The 20,192-nt window shown below is 66.1% G+C and carries 20 protein-coding genes; 7 read left to right on the top strand and 13 right to left on the bottom strand.

The genetic code is table 11. The features are described from left to right. Window positions 1–10 precede the first annotated feature (10 nt). From CQY20_RS01575 to CQY20_RS01545, 7 genes are read right to left on the bottom strand one after another with little or no spacing between them, the layout of a single operon-like run. On the bottom strand, window positions 11–817 hold the full coding sequence (locus CQY20_RS01575; protein WP_163700927.1) for an SDR family NAD(P)-dependent oxidoreductase: 807 nt from the start codon (window positions 815–817) through the stop codon (window positions 11–13). 57 nt (window positions 818–874) lie between these two features. After that, complete coding sequence (locus CQY20_RS01570; RefSeq protein ID WP_207767235.1) at window positions 875–1,837, bottom strand: D-2-hydroxyacid dehydrogenase family protein; 963 nt, start codon at window positions 1,835–1,837, stop codon at window positions 875–877. Further along, the gene (locus tag CQY20_RS01565; protein ID WP_097937896.1) at window positions 1,834–2,610 is read right to left on the bottom strand and encodes an SDR family NAD(P)-dependent oxidoreductase; all 777 of its coding nucleotides are present in this window, start codon (window positions 2,608–2,610) and stop codon (window positions 1,834–1,836) included. Before CQY20_RS01565 ends, CQY20_RS01570 begins: the two co-directional genes overlap by 4 nt. Further along, complete coding sequence (locus tag CQY20_RS01560) at window positions 2,603–4,168, bottom strand: tripartite tricarboxylate transporter permease (RefSeq protein WP_097937895.1); 1,566 nt, start codon at window positions 4,166–4,168, stop codon at window positions 2,603–2,605. The genes CQY20_RS01565 and CQY20_RS01560 overlap by 8 nt, the downstream gene beginning before the upstream one ends. A gap of 10 nt (window positions 4,169–4,178) precedes the next feature. Beyond that, complete coding sequence (locus CQY20_RS01555; protein ID WP_097937894.1) at window positions 4,179–4,709, bottom strand: tripartite tricarboxylate transporter TctB family protein; 531 nt, start codon at window positions 4,707–4,709, stop codon at window positions 4,179–4,181. Next, window positions 4,706–5,260, bottom strand: coding sequence for a carboxymuconolactone decarboxylase family protein (locus CQY20_RS01550; protein ID WP_097937893.1), 555 nt, complete (start codon window positions 5,258–5,260; stop codon window positions 4,706–4,708). Before CQY20_RS01550 ends, CQY20_RS01555 begins: the two co-directional genes overlap by 4 nt. Before the next feature lie 53 nt (window positions 5,261–5,313). Continuing rightward, entirely contained in the window at window positions 5,314–6,318 is a 1,005-nt protein-coding gene (locus CQY20_RS01545) for a Bug family tripartite tricarboxylate transporter substrate binding protein (RefSeq protein ID WP_097937892.1), read from the bottom strand. 266 nt (window positions 6,319–6,584) lie between these two features. Between CQY20_RS01545 and CQY20_RS01540 the strand changes: the two genes are divergently transcribed. Next, complete coding sequence (locus tag CQY20_RS01540) at window positions 6,585–7,346, top strand: SDR family NAD(P)-dependent oxidoreductase (protein WP_097937891.1); 762 nt, start codon at window positions 6,585–6,587, stop codon at window positions 7,344–7,346. Between the two features lie 4 nt (window positions 7,347–7,350). Here CQY20_RS01540 and CQY20_RS01535 read toward each other — a convergent pair whose 3' ends face one another. The 5 genes from CQY20_RS01535 to CQY20_RS01515 form a co-directional block, all read right to left on the bottom strand. Continuing rightward, a complete protein-coding gene (locus tag CQY20_RS01535; protein WP_133119012.1) occupies window positions 7,351–8,010 on the bottom strand; it encodes a cyclase family protein in 660 nt (219 codons plus the stop codon). A gap of 37 nt (window positions 8,011–8,047) precedes the next feature. Continuing rightward, window positions 8,048–9,607 (bottom strand): tripartite tricarboxylate transporter permease, encoded by a 1,560-nt coding sequence (locus tag CQY20_RS01530; RefSeq protein WP_097937889.1) that lies wholly within the window; start codon window positions 9,605–9,607, stop codon window positions 8,048–8,050. Beyond that, window positions 9,607–10,203, bottom strand: a complete 597-nt coding sequence (locus CQY20_RS01525) for a tripartite tricarboxylate transporter TctB family protein (protein ID WP_097937888.1) — start codon at window positions 10,201–10,203, stop codon at window positions 9,607–9,609. The genes CQY20_RS01530 and CQY20_RS01525 overlap by 1 nt, the downstream gene beginning before the upstream one ends. Continuing rightward, window positions 10,200–11,246, bottom strand: a complete 1,047-nt coding sequence (locus tag CQY20_RS01520; RefSeq protein WP_097937887.1) for a tripartite tricarboxylate transporter substrate binding protein — start codon at window positions 11,244–11,246, stop codon at window positions 10,200–10,202. The genes CQY20_RS01525 and CQY20_RS01520 overlap by 4 nt, the downstream gene beginning before the upstream one ends. Window positions 11,247–11,309: 63 nt before the next feature. Then, complete coding sequence (locus tag CQY20_RS01515) at window positions 11,310–12,461, bottom strand: acyl-CoA dehydrogenase family protein (protein ID WP_207767234.1); 1,152 nt, start codon at window positions 12,459–12,461, stop codon at window positions 11,310–11,312. Between the two features lie 225 nt (window positions 12,462–12,686). Between CQY20_RS01515 and CQY20_RS01510 the strand changes: the two genes are divergently transcribed. Next, window positions 12,687–13,511, top strand: a complete 825-nt coding sequence (locus CQY20_RS01510; RefSeq protein WP_163700925.1) for an alpha/beta fold hydrolase — start codon at window positions 12,687–12,689, stop codon at window positions 13,509–13,511. Here CQY20_RS01510 and CQY20_RS01505 read toward each other — a convergent pair. Next, window positions 13,480–14,667, bottom strand: coding sequence for a CaiB/BaiF CoA transferase family protein (locus tag CQY20_RS01505; protein WP_097937885.1), 1,188 nt, complete (start codon window positions 14,665–14,667; stop codon window positions 13,480–13,482). The genes CQY20_RS01510 and CQY20_RS01505 overlap by 32 nt on opposite strands. A 182-nt stretch (window positions 14,668–14,849) precedes the next feature. Between CQY20_RS01505 and CQY20_RS01500 the strand changes: the two genes are divergently transcribed. Genes CQY20_RS01500 through CQY20_RS01480 form a run of 5 tightly spaced genes read left to right on the top strand, consistent with a single transcriptional unit; the run spans window position 14,850 to window position 20,190 of the window. Next, window positions 14,850–15,962: a zinc-binding dehydrogenase gene (locus CQY20_RS01500; RefSeq protein ID WP_420093239.1), complete on the top strand. Its 1,113-nt coding sequence runs from the start codon at window positions 14,850–14,852 to the stop codon at window positions 15,960–15,962. A gap of 12 nt (window positions 15,963–15,974) precedes the next feature. After that, on the top strand, window positions 15,975–17,018 hold the full coding sequence (locus tag CQY20_RS01495; RefSeq protein ID WP_097938016.1) for a TIGR03617 family F420-dependent LLM class oxidoreductase: 1,044 nt from the start codon (window positions 15,975–15,977) through the stop codon (window positions 17,016–17,018). Continuing rightward, complete coding sequence (locus CQY20_RS01490; protein WP_207767233.1) at window positions 17,015–18,184, top strand: fumarylacetoacetate hydrolase family protein; 1,170 nt, start codon at window positions 17,015–17,017, stop codon at window positions 18,182–18,184. The genes CQY20_RS01495 and CQY20_RS01490 overlap by 4 nt, the downstream gene beginning before the upstream one ends. Then, complete coding sequence (locus tag CQY20_RS01485) at window positions 18,181–18,963, top strand: enoyl-CoA hydratase/isomerase family protein (RefSeq protein WP_097937883.1); 783 nt, start codon at window positions 18,181–18,183, stop codon at window positions 18,961–18,963. Before CQY20_RS01490 ends, CQY20_RS01485 begins: the two co-directional genes overlap by 4 nt. 36 nt (window positions 18,964–18,999) lie before the next feature. Further along, entirely contained in the window at window positions 19,000–20,190 is a 1,191-nt protein-coding gene (locus CQY20_RS01480) for a hydroxymethylglutaryl-CoA lyase-like TIM-barrel protein (protein WP_234816054.1), read from the top strand. Window positions 20,191–20,192: the final 2 nt, after the last annotated feature.

Raw genomic sequence — 20,192 nt, 5'->3', positions numbered from 1 at the left:
CCCCTCCACATCACCCAACGGCCAGGGACTGGCCACCGTCCACGGGCAGCGCAACACCCGTGATGAACTGCGCGTCGTCCGACGCCAAGAACAGCGCGGCGCGCGCGACGTCCCATGCGGTACCCATGCGGCCGCGCAGCGGCACGTGGCTGTTGCGCTCGGCGATCACCTGCTCTCGTGTCTTGCCGCCAAGCCCGACGCGGTTCTCGATCGCCATCGGCGTGTCCATCAACCCCGGCAGGATCGCGTTGGCGCGGATGCCTTCTGGCGCATGCCTGATCGCGATGTTCTGCGTCATCGCCACCACACCGGCCTTGGATGTCTTGTAGGCGATGTAGGGGTAGTCGATCATCGAAGCCAGCGAGCCAATGCTGATGATGACGCCGCCGCCCTGCTCCCGCATGATGGGAATGACGTGCTTGCACGTCAACACCATTCCGGTGAGGTTGATGTCGATGACCCGGTTGAAGGCCTCCGCATCGATGTCGGTAATCACGGCGTCACCGCCGGCAAGGCTGACGCCGACATTGTTGTGCAGCACGTCGATCCGGTTCCACATCTGGCGCGCGGTGCCGATCAGTTCGACGATGGAGGACTCGTCGGTCACGTCGACCGTCGCCGCCCACGCCTCCCCGCCGGCGTCGAGGATGGCCTTCACGGTGTCGTTCGCCGCGTCCAGATCGCGGTCGCCGACAAGGACCTTGGCGCCGGCCTCGGCGTAGGTGATGGCCGCGGCGCGTCCGTTACCGGCCGTCTGGCCTGGTGTCTGTCCGCCGCCGACGACGACGACGGTTCTGCCTTCGAGCTTACGTGTCACGGATGTGATCCCTCCTGGAAACCCTGGAAACCTTGGAAACCTCGGAAACCTCGGTCGTCAGCCGTCTTCGAGCATTCGTATCGGCTTGCCCGCGATGAACGCCTCGATGTCCTCGACGACGTCGGAGAAGAACAACTCGTAGTTCTGCCGGGTGACGTATCCGAGGTGCGGGCTGAGCGTGGTGCGGGGCGCAGACAGTATCGGATGGCCTGCGGGCAGTGGCTCCTGGTCGTAGACGTCGAGGGCGGCCCCGCCGATGCGGCCGTCGCGCAGCGCGGCCAGAAGCGCGTCCTGATCGACGATCTCGCCGCGAGAGGTGTTGACCAGCAGGCCGGTTGGGCCCAGTTGGTCTAGCTCTGCGGCGCCCACCAGGCCGCGCGTCCGATCACTGAGCCGAAGGTGGATCGTCACGGTGTCGGCATCGGCGAACAGTGCTTGCAGAGATTTCGCACGCACGGCCCCGGCCTCCCGCGCCTGCTCTTCGGTGAGGTTCTGGCTGTAGGCGATCACGTTCATGCCGAACGCCGCCGCGATCCGCGCCATCCGGGTGCCGATCCGGCCGAGGCCCAACACGCCGAGCGTGCTGCCCTCCAGGCCCTCGCCTATCGAGGTCTGCCAGCGTCCTTCGCGCAGTGCCTCCGACTCGGTGATCAGCCGTCGGCGGGCGGCCAGCAGCAGCCCCCAGGTCAGCTCGACGGTGGGCGACACCAGACCCCTTGTGCCGCAGAAGACCACGCCGGGCACCCGCTCGATCGAGGCGTTGCGCATACCGGTGGTGACGACGAGGCGAAGCTCGTCGAGCTTGCCGAGGATGTCGGCGCGCAACGGCGTCCGCTCCCGCATCGCCACCACCACGTGGCAGTCCTTCAATGTCTCGACGAGCCGGTCGTCGTCGTCGATGTGCTCGCGAATGAAGCGGACGTCGGCCGCCGGTCCGAGCCGGCTCCAGTCCGCGCAGTCCGCGGCGACGCCCTGATAGTCGTCGAGGACGGCCACCACCAGAGGCTCGGCCGACGTCATCGGCCCGCGCTCGTCAAGGTGACGCCGCCGTCGACGGGAATCGTCACGCCGGTGACGTACCGCGCCTCGTCGGAGGCCAGATACACCGCGGCGTACGCGACATCCCATGCGGTGCCTTCGATGCCGAGCAGGGACGCCTTGCGGCGCCGCTCCCGGCGCTCCTCGGTCATGCCGTCCATCACGTGCGGGGTGTATATCGGTCCGGGGGCGATGCAGTTGACCCGGATGCCGTCTTTCGCGTGATCGACCGCCATGGCCCTGGTCAGCGCGATCACCGCCCCCTTCGACGCCGAATACGGGGTGAGTCCGCGGGGCCGCAACGCCGAGATCGACGAGATGTTGACGATGGCGCCGCCGCCGTTGCGGGCCATGGCCGGAATGGCGAACTTCGATGTCAGCGCCATGCTCTTCACGTTCACCGACATCACCCGGTCCCACAGATCCTCGGTCATGTCGACGACCGAGCCGGGACCGTTGATCCCGATGTTGTTGTGCAGCACGTCAACTCGCCCGAAGGTGTCGACTGCGTGCTGGGTGAGAGCCTCGGCGTCGGCGGCGTCGGTCAGGTCGCCGATGCACACCGAGGCGGTGCCGCCCGCTTCCTCGATGGCGGCGAGCGTGGGTTTGGCCGCATCGGCGTCGCGGTCGTTGATCACCACCGACGCACCCTCGCGGGCGAAGGCGATCGCGGTCGCGCGGCCATTGCCCAGCCCCGGACCGCACGAGCCTGCGCCCGTGACGATACACACTTTGTCTTTCAGTCGGTCAGCCATGCGTTTCCTCTGCCATGTTCTTCGCGTCGTCGGTGGTTTGGGTCTCGTCGGTCGTCGGTTTCGGCCTGCGCGTGCGTCGCCGCCGAAGCAACGGCGTGAACAGGCCGCCGATCAGCACGATCGCGACCAACGTCCAGACACCGATCGAGATGGGGGATCTGAACAGATACCCGATGTCGCCGCGGGAGATGAACATGCTTTGCATGAAGTACTTTTCGATCAGCGGCCCGAGGACCAGACCGACCAGCAGTGACGCCAGGCTGAAGTTCAGTTTGCGCAGCACGTAGCCGACGATGCCGATGGCGATCATCAGCCGGACGTCGATGATGTTGTACGACACGCTGTAACTGCCGATCGCGGCGATCAGCACGATCGAGGCCACCAGATACGGCCGGCGGATCTGCAGCACCCGCACCCACACCCCGACCATCGGCAGGTTCAGTACCAGCAGCATGCAGTTGGCGACGACCATCGCGGCGACCACCGACCAGAACAGCTCCGGTCGCTGCGTCAGGATCATGGGGCCCGGCTGGATGCCCTGAACCACCATGGCCGAGATCATCAGCGCCAACGTCGCCGAGAACGGCAGTCCCAACACCAGCACCGGCACCAGGCTTCCGATCGCCGCCGAGTTGTTGGCCGCTTCCGGCCCGGCGATCCCCTCGACGGCGCCCTTGCCGAGTTCCTTGCGGTGTTTGGAAACCGTCTGCTCGAGCTTGTAGGAGGTGAAGGTCGACAGGGTGGCCGAGGGGACGGGAAGCAGGCCGAAGAAGAAGCCGAGCAGTGAGCCCCGGCACCACGGCGTCACCGCGCGCTTCCACTCCTCGGCGGAGGGCATGAGGTCACGCATGCCGATGCGCATGGGCCGTCGGTCGGCGTCTCGGCTCTCGATCATGTACATCATTTCCGAGATGCCGTAGAGGCCGACTGCGACGGTGGCGATGCTCAAGCCCAGCGATAAGTCGTTGTTGCCGAAGGTGAAACGTGGATAACTGGTGGCTGCTTCCAGCCCGACGGTCGCCATCGCGATGCCCAGGATCATCGGAAGCAACCCGCCTGCCACGCTGCCGCCCGAGATGCGGGCGAGCGCAAGCAGCCCGCCCGCCGTCAACGCGAAGAACTCCGGCGGCCCGAAGTTCAGTGCGAGCCGCGAAACGCTCGTGGCCGTGAACACCAGAATGGTCAAGCCCACGGTGCCCGCGATAAAGGACCCGATGGCCATGATCGTCAACGCCGGCCCGGCGCGGCCCTTCTTCGCCATCTCGTGACCGTCGAACGTCGCCACGATCGCGGAGGCGTCACCGGGAATGTTCAGCAACACCGAGGTCGTCGAACCGCCGTACTGCGCGCCCAAATAAATGCCTGCGATGAGGATCAGGCCGACCGCGGGGGAGTAGGCGAACGTCAGCGGCAGCACCAGTGCCGCACCCGCGACGGGGCCGAGGCCGGGCAGAACGCCGATCAACGTGCCTGCCAATGCGCCGAGGAAGGCGGCAAGCAGCAGTTCGGGCGTGACGGCAAGGGAGAGCCCTTGCATGAAGCCGTCGATGGTACCCACGAGTGATCCTTTAAAACCCGCCGAAAAGTCCGACGGGAAGCCTGATTTGCAACAGTGTGATGAATGCGAACGAGATGCCGATGCCGAGCACAGCGCCGTAGGCCGCCGCGCGCGGCCACGACAGATTGCTCAACAGCTTCACGATCGCAACCCCATACAGCGCCGCCGCGATGTACTGACCCAGATAGGGCAGCAGTACGACGAACGCGATGGTCGCGCCGAGGAAGATCAGAAGGTCACGGCGCTCGTCGCCGGTGGGAAGTTCCACTTCGCCGCCGACTTCGCGCGACACCACGGCCTCGGCGATGACCAGAATCGAGATGACGATCCAGGCCACGCCGACGGCGATCGGCCACTGACCGGGCCCCGGATGTTCGGCCGTGCCGCGCGGCATGCCGAGTGCCTCGACGAGATAGCCGACGGCGACCATCAAACTCACGGCCCCCAGCAGCATCCGGCCCCGGCGCTGAGGGTCGTGCCAGGCTATCCGTGGATCCCTGCCGTTACCCGCGACACCGAGCGCGGACTCCGGCTGGCTCATACCGGGCTCCGCAACGGAAACTGGTCGAGATACTGCTCGTACTCCGGTTCGACGTCGATCTCCAGAGTGCCGAGCACCCGCACCACCATGCAGTAGAAGGTTGCCACCACAACGAAATCGACCAGTCGTGCCGGTGACATCCACGCTGCCAAGCGATCCCAGAGATCGGCCGGGACGGTGTTGTCGTCGACGAGATGAGCGGCGGCCTTCAGCAGATCGAGTTCCTGGTCGGTGAAATGCGTATCACGTCCCTCCGCCAGGTCGATCAGCCCCTGCACATCCTGGTCGGTCACGCCGAACTTGCGGCCGATCTCGATGTGGTGGCTGAACTCATACGGGCTGTGCGCGAGGTATCCGATCTGCAGAATCACCAATTCGCGCAGCCGAGGATCGAGCTCGCAGTCCCACCGGATCCATTCACCGAGCGCGTGGTACTTGGCGAAGGCCTCCGGGGAGTTCGCAAGGCCGCGAAACAGATTGATCGGTCGCGACAGCAGGTCGCGATATTTCTCTGGCAGATCATCAGCGGATAGGTAGGGAACGCGCGCCACAGGTTTCCTCTCGTGGGGTCGACGGATTGGCGGACGGCTGGTGCGAGCGACTGTCAGTTCTGTTGTCTGCTGTTTTGGACGAGCTCGATCGCCTTCTTGCTCGCTTCGGTTGTGTGAGCGATCCATTCGTCGAGTTCGGCGCCCGACATCGGGTCGGCGACGAATCCGGCCTCCTTGCACCATGCCGCCCATTCGTCACTACCGGCCACTTCACTGGCCTTCGCGACGATCTCCTCGCGAACGTCGTCGGGGAGGCCAGGCGCGGCCACGGTGAGGTAGTCGGACGAGAACGGCACGTCGTAGCCGGCCTCGCTGAACGGCACCGATCCCGGCAGGACCTCGTTGTATTCGGCGTCACCGGTGTGCGCGAGCGCGCGCAGTTCACCGCTGTCGATGAAGGAACGCTGCCCTGCCGCCGTGGGGATGGCCGCGTCGATGTTGCCGCTCAACGTGGCGAGCACGGCTTCACCCGCGCCGCCGCTGAACGGCACGATGTTGAGGTCGATGCCTGCCTGATCCTCCAGGCTGACCAGCACGAAGGTGTTGTTTGTGAGCTCACCGGTCGTGCCGACCCGCACCTGCCCCGGCCGCCTCTTGGCGTCGGCGATCAGGTCATCCAGCGTCTTGTACGGCGAATTCGCCGCCACCACAAGCACATTGGGTGCCTCCACCATCTTGACGATCGGGGTGTAGTCGTCCGCCGTCTGGAAGGGCAGGTTCTTGTTGACGATCGGTTGGACTATCACCCCGGTCGCCGAGCTCAGCCCGAGCGTCAAGCCGTTCGGCTCCGCCTCGATCACCTTGGTCAGGCCGATGGTTTCGTCGCCGCCGGGCAGATTCTCCACGACGGCACTCGCCTTGGCGGCCTCGGCGAGTTGGCGGGAGAACTCTCTGCCCACCGGATCGGTTGAGCCGCCTGGGCTGTAGGGGACCACGTAGGTGATCTGTTCGCCGCCGGGCCAGGCGCCGTCCCCGCCGCCTTGCGCAGCGCAACCCGAGACGAGTGCCGTCGCGATGCCGATCACCCCCAGGGATCGGCGGACGTGGGACTTGATCATCAGCGCTGTCCTCCTCGACGGCTTAGGTCGCCGGCAACACCTGCGACAGGAGTCCTACTGCACGGACATTTAGTCCACCACACGGACAGCACGTTGTCTAGGGTCATCTGAGACGTGCGTCACGCCTGGCTATTGTCGCAGGTAGACTATTAGTTCGGCACACTGAATGTCAGTCTATGCACCACGCTCTGCAGCAGGTCCAGAGCGCGATATTGTGAGTCCCACTCAGTAGACATATTGTCCATAAAATTGAGGAGGCGGCCGGCATGGAGGAATTCCGCGGGCAGACGGTGTTGGTGACCGGGGCGAGCTCGGGAATCGGCGCAGCCGTCGCCGTCGCCCTTGCCACGGCAGGCGCATCTGTTGCGGTGCACTATCGCAGCAACGCCGACGGCGCCAGAGCGGTGCTCGACACGGTCACGTCGGCAGGCGCGCGGGGGCTTCTGGTCAAGGCCGACCTCACCGAACCGAGCGGCGCCGACGAGGTCGTCGGGGCGGTGGAGGCCGAACTCGGCTCCATCGACATCCTCATCAACAACGCGGGCGATCTCGGTCAACGCGCCGAGGTCGCCGACGTCAGCGACGAGGTCTACCAGCACATCATGGATCTCAACATCGGCACTGTGTTCCGGGTCTGCCGACGGGTGGTGCCGACGATGGTCGAGCGCGGCAGCGGCGCAATCGTCAACGTCAGCTCGATCGCTGCACGGACCGGCGGGGGAGGGCGGTCGGTCATCTATGCCTCGGCCAAAGCGGCGGTGAGCACCTTCACCCGTGGCCTGGCGCGGGAAGTCGGCAGCTCCGGTGTCCGGGTGAACGCGGTGGCGCCGGGAGTGATCGACACGCCGTTCCACGACCGGCACTCGACGCCGGAGCGGCTCGAGAAGATCGCGGCGAGCAATCCGCTCAAACGCATTGGCACTCCGCAGGATTGCGTCGGCCCCGTGCTGTTCCTGGCCTCACCGGTGATGGCCGGTTACGTCACCGGCCAGGTGATCGAGGTGAACGGCGGCGCGCTGACGCCGTGAGGCGTCAGCCGACCGGCTCGTCGGAGAGCACAATCCTGGCGTGGCCGGCATCGCCGCCGCGGACGATCAACGGAAACGCGTAGGCGAACACCCGTCGGCCTGCGAAAGCACTCATGTCGGAGAGGTTCTCCGCGATCAGCACATCGTTGCCGAGCAGGATCTTGTGCACCGGGTAATCGAATCCTTCACTGCGCCGTGCGTGGGCCAGGTCCGGGGTGATCATGTCCACGGCGAGCAGTTTCACACCCTTGTCGACCAGCCACTGCGCGAGCTCGGGCTCCAGGCTGGGATGGTCGTAGTAGCTGTCGTCGAAAAACCGTGCCCCCCAGCCTGTGTCGAGGAACAGCATGTCGCCTGCGGTCGGTTCCGGTCCGCCGTCGAGCACATGCGATATGCCGATCACCTCGCCTGGTTCACACCGCACGGCCGACACCACGGCGGGCCCGAGGAACCGGTCGGTGGGTATCTCGTCGATCGTTGCCCCGCCGTCAATCGCGTGCGACGGTGCGTCGACATGTGTCCCTGCATGCGAGGGCATCGAGAGCTCCGATGTGTCCAACGCGTCTCCGTCTTTGATACGTAGGACGGGTTCGACCCTGACGTCAGACAGCGGGGCCGCCTTGGGCATGCCGGTGTGCAGCGGCTGGGACACGTCTAGAAGCACTGTGAATTCCTCTCAGTGATGGTGGGGGACAGGCCTGTTACTGTGCGGCCGGAGCAGGCTCCTCAGTGGATTCCGAGCGTTCGACGGTGCTGCCGCCGCCGCGCCGCGCCCGTTGCCTGCGGATGACCTTCGTGATCATCGGGCCGAGGAGTACGAGGGCACTGACGATGACGAGCGCGAGGGAGATCGGCCGCTGCACGAACACGAACGGGTCGCCGCCGGCGACATTGAGTGCCCGGCTGAGGTTCTGTTCCACCAGCGGTCCGAGGACCATCGCCAAGATGGCGGTCGCCGCGGGAAAGCCGTACCGGTCCATGAGGTAACCGACGATGCCGAAGATGAACAGCAGGTACAGGTCGAACTGGTCGAAGCCCAACGCGTATGCGCCCAGCACGCCGAGGGCGGCAACGCCGGTGTAGAGCATTTCCTGCGGCACGCGCAGCAGTCGCGCGAACAGGCCCACCATCGGCAGGTTCAGCACCAGCAGTGCGATGTTGCCGATGTAGAGGCTGGCGATGATCCCGAAGATCAGCGGCGCATTCGTGTGGAACAGTTGAGGTCCCGGCTGCAGCCCGTGCATGGTGAACACGAAGAGCAGCAGTGCCGTCGTGGCCGATCCCGGAATTCCGAGTGTGAACATCGGCACCAGCGCGCCGCCCACACCGGCGTTGTTCGCCGCCTCGGGGCCGGCGACGCCTTCGATTGCGCCGCGGCCGAACTCGGCCTTGCGTTCCTTGCGGGCGACATTCTTTTCGAGGATGTAGGACGCATAGGAGGCCAGCGACGGTCCGATGCCGGGAAGCACGCCGACGATCACACCGAGCACGGAGCCCCGCGCCCACGGTCCTGCCGAGCGCCGCCAATCCTCTTTGCTCATCGTGATGCGTCCGACGGCGTGGGGCTTCAACTTCTTGCCCGCCGGATGCGACAGCACTCGCAACGCCTCGGCCATCGCGAACAATGCGATCGCCACCACGATGAAGTCGATGCCGTTGATCAGATGCAGGTTCCCGCCGGTGTATCGGGTGACGCCGCTGGCGGCGTCGGTTCCGATGGTTGCCAACCACAACCCGAACAGCGCCGCGATGATCGCCTTGATCGTGGACCCGGTGGTCAAGGTCGCGACCAGCAAGAGAGCCAACAGCATGAGCAGGAAGTACTCGGCGGCCCCGAAACTGATTGCGAGCCGCGCGAACAGCGGCGAGAGGAACGTCAGCGCGACAATGGACACCGTGCCCGCGAGGAACGACCCGATCGCGGCGGTGAACAACGCGGGACCCGCGCGTCCGCGCAGCGCCATCTGATAGCCGTCGAGCGTCGTCACGACAGACCCCATGTCGCCGGGAGTTCGCACCAGGATCGCGGTGGTGGAACTGCCGTACTGGGACCCGAAGTAGACCCCGCACAACATGATCAGGCCCGCCAGCGGGGACAGGTTGAAGGTCAGCGGCAGCAGAAGCGCCACCGCCGTGATGGACCCCAGCCCCGGGAGGATGCCCACGACGGTGCCGACCAGCACACCGACCAGCACCCACAACAGGTTCTCCGCGGTCAGCGCCGCGGCGAAGCCGTCGCCAAGCAGGCCTAAGGTATCCATCAGAGCAACCCGCCCAACGGTCCCGGTGGCAGCCGCACATTCAGTCCCACCGTGAACAGCAGATAGATGGCGGTGCTGAGCGCCGCGGCGAAGATCACATTGCGAACCGGCCGGCGCGGCGACAGCAGCATTGTCGAGGCGGTCAGGAAGGCGAACGTGGACAACACGTAACCGAGCCAGACGAAGACGAGTATGTAGCCGAGCAGCAGGGCGAGCAGCATTCCGAGGATTCGCGGATCCTGCGCGGCCCGACCCGTTTCGAACTCGTCGTCCGAATCCTCAGCGGGCGCTTGATCTTTCGCGGGCTCGGACTCGGGCGTCTCGGACGCCTCGGACCCCTCGGTTGGCGCTCGACTCGGCAGCAGCGCGGAGACGTTGCGCACCAGCAGCGCAACACCCGCGAGCAGCATGAGCGCACCGGTCAGGAAGGGGAAATCCCTCGGTGACAGAATGGCATTCGAGTAGCTCGAGTCCGGGATCTTCAGCCCGTAAAGGAGTATGAACGCCGCCAGCGCGAGTACGACGAGCGCGGCGACGGCGTCCTCTCGGCGGGCGGACCGTGCTTTGCGGGTTTCGGCGTCGACGCGCCCGCTCACTTAATCACCCCGGTGGCCCGGTAGGCGTCCTTGATCTCGGCGTAGGTGTCGTCGATCAGCTTCTTGAACTCGTCTCCCGTCTTGAAATTGGTTTCCCACTGGTTGTTCTTGGCCGCCTCGGCCCACTGCTCGGTGTCGACCATCTTGCCCAGCGTGTCCGCCCAGTACTTGACCGCGTAATCGGGCATGTCCTTCGGGCCGTAGATGCCGCGCCAGTTCGCGAGGGTGACGTCGTAGCCTTCCTCGGTCGCCGTCGGAACGGTGTCGTACGGCGCATCTGAGAACCGTTCGGGCTTGGTCACCGCCACCGCGCGAAGATCGCCGGACTCGATCTGGCCCTGGAACTCTGGGGTGCCTGCGACGCCAACCGCGAGGTCACCGTTGAGCAGGCCGACGGTCTGTTCGGCCCCGGTCGGGTACTCGACGAAGTTGGTCTTGGACGGATCACCGCCCGCTGCGAGCATCACCAGATCGAACGCGGCGCGGTCGAGGCTGCCGCCGCCGATCGGCACCGACCGCGGGTCGCGCTTGACGGCCTCGACGATGTCCTTCAGCGATTGGAACTGCGAGTCGGCCGGAACGACGAATACGTAATACTCGCTTATCAGCGACGCGATCGGGGTCACGTCGTAGAAGTCGTGTTGCGTGTCGCCGCGGGCGTCGTTGTACATCGACGCGGTGCCGCCGACCGAGATGACGTTGTCATCGCCGGTGAGGTCGGTGGCCATCTGCGCCATCCACACCGATCCGTCTGCGCCCTCGCGGTTTTCCACCACCATCGGCGTGTCGACCAGCTTCGTCTGCTGGAGCACGTTGAGCACCGTGCGCGCGGTGGTGTCGTAACCGCCGCCCGCGGCGGCCGGTGCGATCAATTGGATGGGCCCGCTGGGATAGTTCTCGTCCTGGCCCTGACTCTGGCCCTGGCCCTGGGCCTCGTTCCCGCCGGACGCGTTCTGCGATTCGCTGCCGCACGCAGCCAAGAGGTAGACCAACGCGAGCGCGATCACGGCGAGCAACGCGGAGAATGGCCTTGTTGTTTTCATTTGTACTCCTGACCGGAAGGTGTCTTCGTTGACGTCGGTGCGGCCCGGTGCCGGCCGGTGGATTCAGAAGCTTCGGGGCATCCCCAGAACGTGTTGGCTGAGGTAGGACAGGATCAGGTTGTTGGAGCCCGGGGCGTTGAGGAACAAGCGCGTTTCGCGGAACTTCCGCTCGATGCCCTTAGACCGCGCGAACGCATAGCCTCCGTAGGTGGACATCGCGGCGTTGGCCGCCTCCCAGGCGGCTTCCGACGAAAGGAGTTTCGCCATATTCGCCTCCGGGCCCGGCTCCTCGCCTCGGTCGTACTTCTCGGCGGCGCGGAACCGCATCAGGCTGGCGGCTTCGGTAGCGGCGTAGGCGTGTGCGATGGGGAACTGCACGCTCTGGTTCTGTCCGATGGGCCGGTCGAAGACCACGCGGTCGTTGGCGTACTGCGTTGCGTGTTCGATGAGCCACCTGGCGTCGCCGATCGCGGCGGACGCCGCGGCGATGCGGTCGCCGTTGACGCCGCTGAGGATGTAGCGGAACGCGGACCCCTCTTCGCCCACCAGGTTTTCGGCGGGCACCCGAAGGTCGACGAAGTCTGCTTCGTTGGTCTCGATGTTGAACATCGTCGGGACCGGCCGCAGATGCAGTCCCTCGACGGGAAGTTCGACGAGGAAGGCGCTGAGGCCGTGGGTCTTCTTGGGCGCCTGGTCAAGCGGCGTGGTGCGCGCGACGGCAAGCATCAGGTCGGAGTGCTGTGCTCGCGAAAGCCAGTTCTTGCGGCCGTTGAGCACATACACGTCGCCTTCGCGCCTGGCTTCGGTGCTGATGCTGCTGGTGTCCTGTCCGGCCGCCTCCTCGGTGAGGCCGAACGCCAGGAATCGCATCTCGCCGGCGGCGATGCGCGGCAGGTAGCGCTGTTTCAACTCCTCTGAGCCGTACCGCATCAGCATGGCGACGTTGTATATCTGTGCGTGACAGGCGATTGCGTTGGCGCCGGACTTGGCGATCTCCTCGATGATCACCGCGGCCTCGGTCATGCCCATGCCCTTGCCGCCGTACTCCTTGGGAATGAGCACTCCGAGCCAGCCGGAGGCGAGCAACGCCTTGAGGAACTCCTCGGGATACTCGCGTCGGGCGTCCTTGTCCTGCCAGTAGTCCTCGGGAAATGACGCGCAGATCTCGCGGATCTCCGCGGCTATCGACTGTTGCTGAGGTGACAGATCCGCCACGGCTACCTTTCCGCGGCACCGTCCGACTCCGAGGTCGGCGGCGATGCCGATTTTGTCCGGTGTGTGGACATTTAGTCCATCACATGGGCGCAGGCGTGTCTAGACCTGGAGGGTCGCAATCGTCAATAAATCGCTGCGAAATAACCGCACACCGCTGTGGCACGGCATGGACTCCGTGTCCACCTGGCGATACGCTGCGGTGGCTGTCGAATGAAGGGTGAAGCGATGGGAAGTGCGCATCTCGAGCGTCGAACGGTTCCGTTGGCTTTCGATCGCGCGGGCGTGGCCGACGGCGAGACGGTGGTGCTGCTGCACTCCGTCGGTCTGGACCGGACGTTCTGGGCGGCCGCCTCGGCCGTTCTCGAGAGGCGGTTCGCGATCCTGCGGGTTGACCTGCGCGGTCATGGTGAGTCGCCGTCGCCGCCCGGTCCCTGGCGCCTCGAGGACCTCGCCGATGACGTGGCGGGCCTGCTGCAGCGCAACGGTATCGACCGCGCGCACGTGGTCGGTCAGTCCTTCGGCGGGTTGGTCGCACAGCACATCGCCATCCGCTACCCCCAACTCGTGACGGGCCTGGTGTTGTCGGGGACTTCCTGCACGACATCGTCGTCGGAACGCGAGGTGTTCCTCGACCGCGCGCGGGTCGCCGAGGCCGAGGGCATGGAGCCCGTCGCCAAGGCGGCGATCGCGCGCTGGTTCACTGACGCGGGCATGGCGCTGCCGGTCGTGGACCGGGCCTACCGCCGGCTGCTCGAGAACGATTCCGCCTCGTGGGCCAACACATTTCGCGCCATCGCCGAGCACAACGTGCGCGACGATCTGCGCGGCGTTCGGACGCGCACCCTGGTCGTCACCGGTGACGCCGACGTGGCGACGCCGCCCCGATTCGCCGAGGAGATGGCCGCAGTCCTGCCCGACTGCGAACTGAAGATCCTCGGCGGGGTGCCCCATATGGGCTACCTCGAACAGCCCGAGCTGCTGGCGGACACGATCTCTGAATTCCTCGCAGGCGAGAACGTCACGCCGCGCCATCCCGCCGCATCCGGCTGATCTCCTCATCGGAATAGCCGAGGCTGCAAAGGATCTCGGTGGTGTGCTCGCCGAGCAGCGGTGCTGCGGACCGCACGGATCCGGGGGTATCGCTGAGTTTGACCGGTATTCCGAGGCCCTTGAGGGTGCCCTCGACGGGATGTTCCATCTCGACGACCATCTTGCGCGCCAGCGTGTGCGGGTCGGAGAACACCTGCTCGTAGTTGAGGATCGGGCCCACGGGCACCCCGACCGCCAGCAGGTGGTCCACCCAGTCGGCCACGTCGCGCTCGACGAGCGTGCGTTCCAGTTCCTCGGCCAGCTCGCCCTGGTGCGCCATGCGGTCCATGTTCGTGGCGAACCGGGGATCCTTCGGCAGGTCGTCGCGTCCCAATGCCTCGCACAACCGCTGCCACAGGCGTTCATTGGCCGCGCACACGTTGATGTACCCATCGCGCGCCCTCAAGGCCTGATTGGGGGCAGCCGTGCGGTTCGTCGAACCCAGCGGTCGCGGGATCCGGCCCAGACCCCACAACTCGGTGGACTCGAACACCGCCAGCGCGATGGGCGCCTCGAATATCGATGTGTCGACGTACTGGCCGCGTCCGGTGCGGTGGCGGGCCACCACGGCGCACACGATGCCGTACGCGCAGAACAGCCCGGCGGACAGGTCGGCGATCGAGATGCCCACCTTCGCCGGTGGCCCGTCGGGCTCGCCGGTGACGCTCATCAGGCCCGCCATGCCCTGCGCGATGAGGTCGTGCGCGGGCCGCGTGGCGTACGGGCCGTCCTGGCCGTAACCGGAGATGCTCGCACAGATGATCGGCGGATGGATGGCGCTCAGCGTCTCGTAATCGATGCCGAGGCGCTTGGCCACACCCGGCCGGAAGTTCTCGATGACGATGTCGCTCTGTCGAACCAAGCGGTAGAACGCATCTCGGCCTGCGTCGCTCTTCAAGTTCAGGGTGAGGCTGCGCTTGTTTCGGTTGACTGCGAGGAAGGCGGCGGTGTCGTCGCCCTTGAGTGAGAAGCCGAGCGCGCGCCTGGACTGGTCGCCGGTCTCGGGCGGTTCGACCTTGATGACGTCGGCGCCCATGTCGGCGAGCAGCTGACCGCAGAACGGCCCGGCCAACACCTGAGTCACGTCGAGAACTCGCAGTCCCTGCAGGGCTGTCATTGCCGCTCCTCACGTTGATGGGTTTAAGCTCGGCGAACAGACGTCTCACCAGACGAATCAACTCTCGCAGAGGCGCACCCGTTTGCAGGTGCCATGGAGGAAGTCCGCAAGAATTCTATCTGTCAGTGGGCAATATGTCTGCTGTGCGGTAATCTCCGAAACAGGCCGAAGAGATGGAGTCGATGGTGACGACGGTGCGCGCTGCGGTGCTGGAGACGACCGGCGGCGAGGTGCGCATCGGCACGTATCCCGCGGCCCCCGCGCAACCGGGCGCGGTCGTGGTCGACGTCCTGCACGCCGGGATCTGCGGCACCGACATCCACCTGCAGGACGGCAGGCTGCCGGTTCCCCTTCCGGTGATTCTCGGCCACGAAGCGGTGGGCGTGGTGCGCGAACTGGGCGACGGTGTGGATGCCGACGCGACGGGCGACCGGTTGCGTGCCGGCGATCACGTCGTGTGGGCGTCGAGCATCCCGTGCGGCCGCTGTCACTATTGCGTTGCGCTGCATGAATATTCGCTGTGTGAGCAGCGCCGGGTCTATGGCATCAATCAATCGGCGCAGGTGTGGCCACACCTGTCGGGCGGCTGGGCGGAACGCATCTACCTGCAGCCGGGCACCGCGCTGTTCCGCGTACCTGCGCAGCTCTCCGGGCTGGAAGTGGTCGCGCTGGGCTGCGCGGGACCGACCATCGTGCACGGGTTGCTCGGCCGAGCCGCGCCCCGGGTGGGCGAGGTGGTGGTGATCCAAGGCGCGGGCCCGGTCGGAATGGCGGCGGCGATGTACGCGCGGTTGGCGGGCGCGGGCACCATCGTGCTCGTCGGCGGGCCTGCGGAGCGACTGAAGGTGGCCGACGAACTCGGCGTCTGCGATCTGGCGCTGGACATCGACCGCCACACCGAACCGGAAGCCAGGATCGACGCCGCCCGACAGGTCACCCCCGGTCGCCGCGGAGCCGATCTGGTGATCGAGGCGACGGGTCTGCCCAGCGCCGTGGCGGAAGGCATCGCGATGGCCCGTCGCGGGGGCCGCTACCTCGTCGTCGGCCAGTACACCGACCACGGCGACACGTTGATCAATCCCCACCACATCACCAGGAAACAACTGGAAGTCATTGGTTCATGGGCGTTTTCGGCGCAACATTATGAGCGCTACGTGCGCACGCTGCCGCAGGTGGCCGACCACTTCGACCTGGTCCGGCTGGTGACCGAATACCCGCTCGCACAAGTCAACCAGGCCATGTCCGACATGCGCGCCGGAACCATCATCAAGCCGGTCTTGTCACCGCGACTGTGAAAAGGAGTGCTCGTGAAGTTCGACGCCCGACTCAGTTCCGAGGGGTCGTCCGCACTCGCCACCGGCAGCATCAGTCGATGGGCCGAAGAGATCGGCGTCGCCGGTTTGTGGGCCGGTGAGAACAAGCACGACGCGTTCCTGCCGTTGGCCGTCGCGGCGGAGTACACATCGCGCATCCAGCTCGGTACCGCCGTGGCGATCGCCTTCTCCCGCTCGCCCATGGTGACCGCCCAACTCGCGTGGGACCTGCAGCGCCGCTCGCGCGGACGCTTTCTGCTCGGACTCGGAACCCAGGTCAAACCGCATGTGCTGAGGCGCTTTTCGATGCCGTGGGACCGACCAGTCGCACGGCTGCGCGACTACGTCTGCGCGTTGCGGGCGATTTGGCATTCGTTTCAGAGCGGTGAGCCGCTGAACTATGCAGGCCGGTTCTACCGCCACAACCTGCTTCCGCCCGTCTTCAACCCCGGTCCGCTGGATCACCCCCATATCCCCGTCGCCATCGCAGGCGTGAGCCCAGCGCTGATCAGCCTGGCCGGCGAGATGTGCGACGGGCTGCATGTCCACCCGTTCCACACCCCCGCCTACATCCGGTCCGTCGTTCTGCCCGAGGTGGGCAAGGGCGCGGCGTCGGCGGGCCGGGCGGCGGCGGAGGTGGAGCTGTCGACAAGCACTTTCGTCATCACGGGGGACAGCGGGGAGGAGAGAGAGCGACAGCGCGCCGCGGTGAAGTCCCGCATCGCGTTCTACGCGTCGACCCCCGCGTACCGCGTCGTGCTGAATGTCCACGGTTGGGACGCGATCAGCGAAAAGCTGCACGCCATGTCGCGCCAGGGCCGATGGGACGAGATGTCGGACTGCGTCACCGACGAGATGGTGTCGGCTTTCGCCGTGGAGGCCGACCCGGGCGACGTCGGAGCCGCCCTGCGCGAGCGATACGACGGATTGGTCGACCGGGTCGCGCTCTTCGAGTTCATGCTGCCCGGCGAGCGGGACGACTTCTGGCGCGAGCTGGCCCGCGAATGCCGTGACCAACCGCAAGAGGCGGCAACGTGAACAATGTTGCCGCACAACGTGCCACGTGCGTCGGGCGGCTTTACGACCCGGATGTCGGCGGGCCCTGCCTGGTGGCGGTCCGCGGGCAACGGGTCGCCGACATCACCGGGCACGGCCCCACGATGGCCGACCTTCTCGACCGCGACGACGCCATCGACGTGGCGCGCCACGGGCAGGCGTCGCGGGACTGGTCGCTGGCGGAGTTGGCGACGGGTCCGAGCCCGGTGCGGCCGCATCTTCTGGCGCCGATTGATCTGCAGGTGATCAAGGCCGCGGGCGTCACGTTCGTGCGCAGCCTGCTGGAGCGCGTGGTCGAGGAGGCCGCAGGCGGTGATCCGCAGCGCGTGCAGGGCGTGCGTGCTGAGCTCACCGAGCAGATCCGCAGCGCCATCGGTGACTTGGTGCCGGGCACGGCGGCCGCGGACCGACTCAAGCAAACGCTTGTCGCGCAGGGGTTGTGGTCACCGTACCTGGAGGTCGGCATAGGACCGGATCCGGAGATCTTCACCAAGGCGCCGGTGTTGTCCGCCGTCGGACACGGCGCCCAGATCGGCGTGTTGGAGCGTTCGGCGTGGAACAACCCCGAACCCGAAGTCGTGTTGGTGGCGAACTCCCGCGGCGCCTGCGTCGGCGCGACGCTCGGAAACGACGTCAACCATCGTGATCTCGAGGGGCGCAGCGCCCTGCTGTTGGCGCAGGCCAAGGACGCCAACGCATCATGTGCGATCGGCCCGTTCATCCGGCTCTTCGACGACGGCTTCACCCTCGACGACGTCAAGCGGCTCGACATCACTCTGCACGTCGAAGGTGACGACGGCTTCGAACTGACCGAGGTCAGCTCGATGCGCGAGATCAGCCGCACCCCTGAGGAATTGCTGGCCCGCACCTACGGCAGGCATCACCAGTACCCGGACGGGTTCGCCCTGTTCACCGGCACGATGTTCGCCCCCTTCAAGGACCGCGACCGCGCCGGTGAGGGCTTCACCCACCACGTCGGCGACCGCGTCACGATCAGCTGTCCCGAACTGGGAACGCTGGAAAACACCGTTACCACATGCGAGCGCGCGCCGGCTTGGTCGACCGGTATCCGTGCGCTGATGGACAACCTCGCCGCCAGAAATCTCGTCGGATGCCTCGCGGAGGCAGGAAAAGGAGTGGATAGATGAGCACAGACGAAGTCCTCGTCGAGGTTCGTGAGCACGTTTGCTACATCACCATCAACCGCCCGGAGCGCCGAAATGCCTTGAGCCTTGCGGTTACCGCGTCTCTCGTCGACGCCTTCACCGACGCCGAGGACAATCCCGACGTCTGGGCGGTCATGCTCACCGGAGCAGGGGACAAGGCCTTCTGCGCGGGCGCCGACTTGAAGGAGTTCGACGAGATCGCCCAGTCGGGCAAGCAGATTCCGGTACCGATGACCGGCCCGCGACGCAATCTCTACGAGACTGTGCTGGAGACGTACAAGCCGACGATCGCGGTGCTCAACGGTCCCGCCGTCGCCGGTGGTTGCGAACTGGCGCTGGCCTGCGATCTGCGAATCGCCGCCGATCACGCCGTTTTGGGCATGCCGGAGGCCAAACGGGGCATGGGAGCCAACTTCGCCACCGTGGTGCTGCCGCGCCTCGTTCCGCGCGCGGTCGCGCTCGAGATGCTCTACACCGGTGACAACATCAGTGCCGAGGATGCGCTGAAGTGGGGCCTGTACAACCGCGTCGTCCCAGGGGCGACGCTGCGCGAGCAGGCGGAGAAACTGGTCCGCCAGATCGTGGCCAACGCCCCGTTGACGTTGCGGCGCTACAAGGAAATGCTGACCAAGGGCTGGGAGCTTCCGGTGCAAACGGCGCTGCGGCTGAATGTGGGGCCGAACCCGTATCTCACGGAGGACCGCCAGGAGGGTATCCGGGCGTATCTCGAGAAGCGCCAACCGGTCTGGAGGGGGCGCTGACGTGATCGACCTTCACCGAGAAAGGAGCTGACGACGATGCCAGGTACGGCGACCAGCGCTGCACGGCACGCGCACCAGCAGATGCCGCACCTTGCGTACGGGCCCGCGGGGATGCCTGCGGTGGCCGTCGTGGAAGAAGGGATGCGCGAGGGACTGCAGATCGAAAATCCCGACATCTCGGTGGAAGACCGCATCCGGCTGCTCGATGCGCTGTCGGACACCGGGCTCAAGCGGATCGTGGTGGGCAGCTTCGTCAGTCCCAAGTGGACGCCGCAGATGGCGATGATCGACAAGGTGGTCGAGGGCTTCACGCCTCGTCCCGACGTCATCTACACGGCGCTGGCCCTCAACGAGAAGGGCGTCGAGCGGCGCGCGAAGTACATTCCGCCGCTGTCGCTCGACGACGGTCTTCCGGCGACCAACGTCCACCTCTGCGATGTGTTCGCGCGGCGCAACACCAACCGCTCCAGGGAGCAGGAGATCGCGTCGTGGCCCGGTCGGATCGAGGCGGCGGTCGCCAACGGCGCGACCGAGGCCCAGGTCGGCCTCGGCGCCGCATGGGGTTCCAACTGGCTGGGCGGGTTCAGTCATGCCGAGCGCATGGATCTGCTTGCGCGCCAAGTTCAGTTGTGGGAGGCGGCCGGCATCGCGGTGACGAAGGTGTCGCTGGCCGATCCGATGGGCTGGAACGTGCCGCACGAGGTCGAAGAGGATCTCAGCGAAATCATCCGTCGCTGGCCCAGCGTGCGGACCTTCCACCTGCACCTGCACAACACGCGCGGGGTGGCGGCGATCTCGATCTATTCGGCACTGCGCACGCTCGACGAGCGACACACTGCCATCATCGACGCGAGCATCGGCGGCATGGCGGGATGCCCCTATTGCGGCAACGGCCGCGCAGCGACACTGACGCCGACCGAGGACCTGGTGCACCTGCTCGAAAGCCTCGGCTACAGAACCGGCGTCGACCTCGACCGGCTGATCGATGTCGTCGTGCTCGCCGAAGAGATCGTGGGTCATCCGCTCTACGGACACGTGTCGAAGGCGGGTCCGCGGCCGGGACCGGACCGGCTCTACCCGATGGACATGCCGTTCGTCGAGACGCTCGAGCAGGCCCAGCACTTCCGTGTCGGCCCGAGCGCATATCAGGGTGCGCTCTCGCCGTGGAAGGAGCCGATTGTCTCGCCCGCGCGCGATGCTATTTCGCCTGCACCGCAATCGGATTGACG

The organism is Mycolicibacterium agri, assembly GCF_002553505.1.
Classification (GTDB): Bacteria; Actinomycetota; Actinomycetes; order Mycobacteriales; family Mycobacteriaceae; genus Mycobacterium; species Mycobacterium agri.
This window is presented reverse-complemented; position numbering and strand designations above follow the sequence as displayed.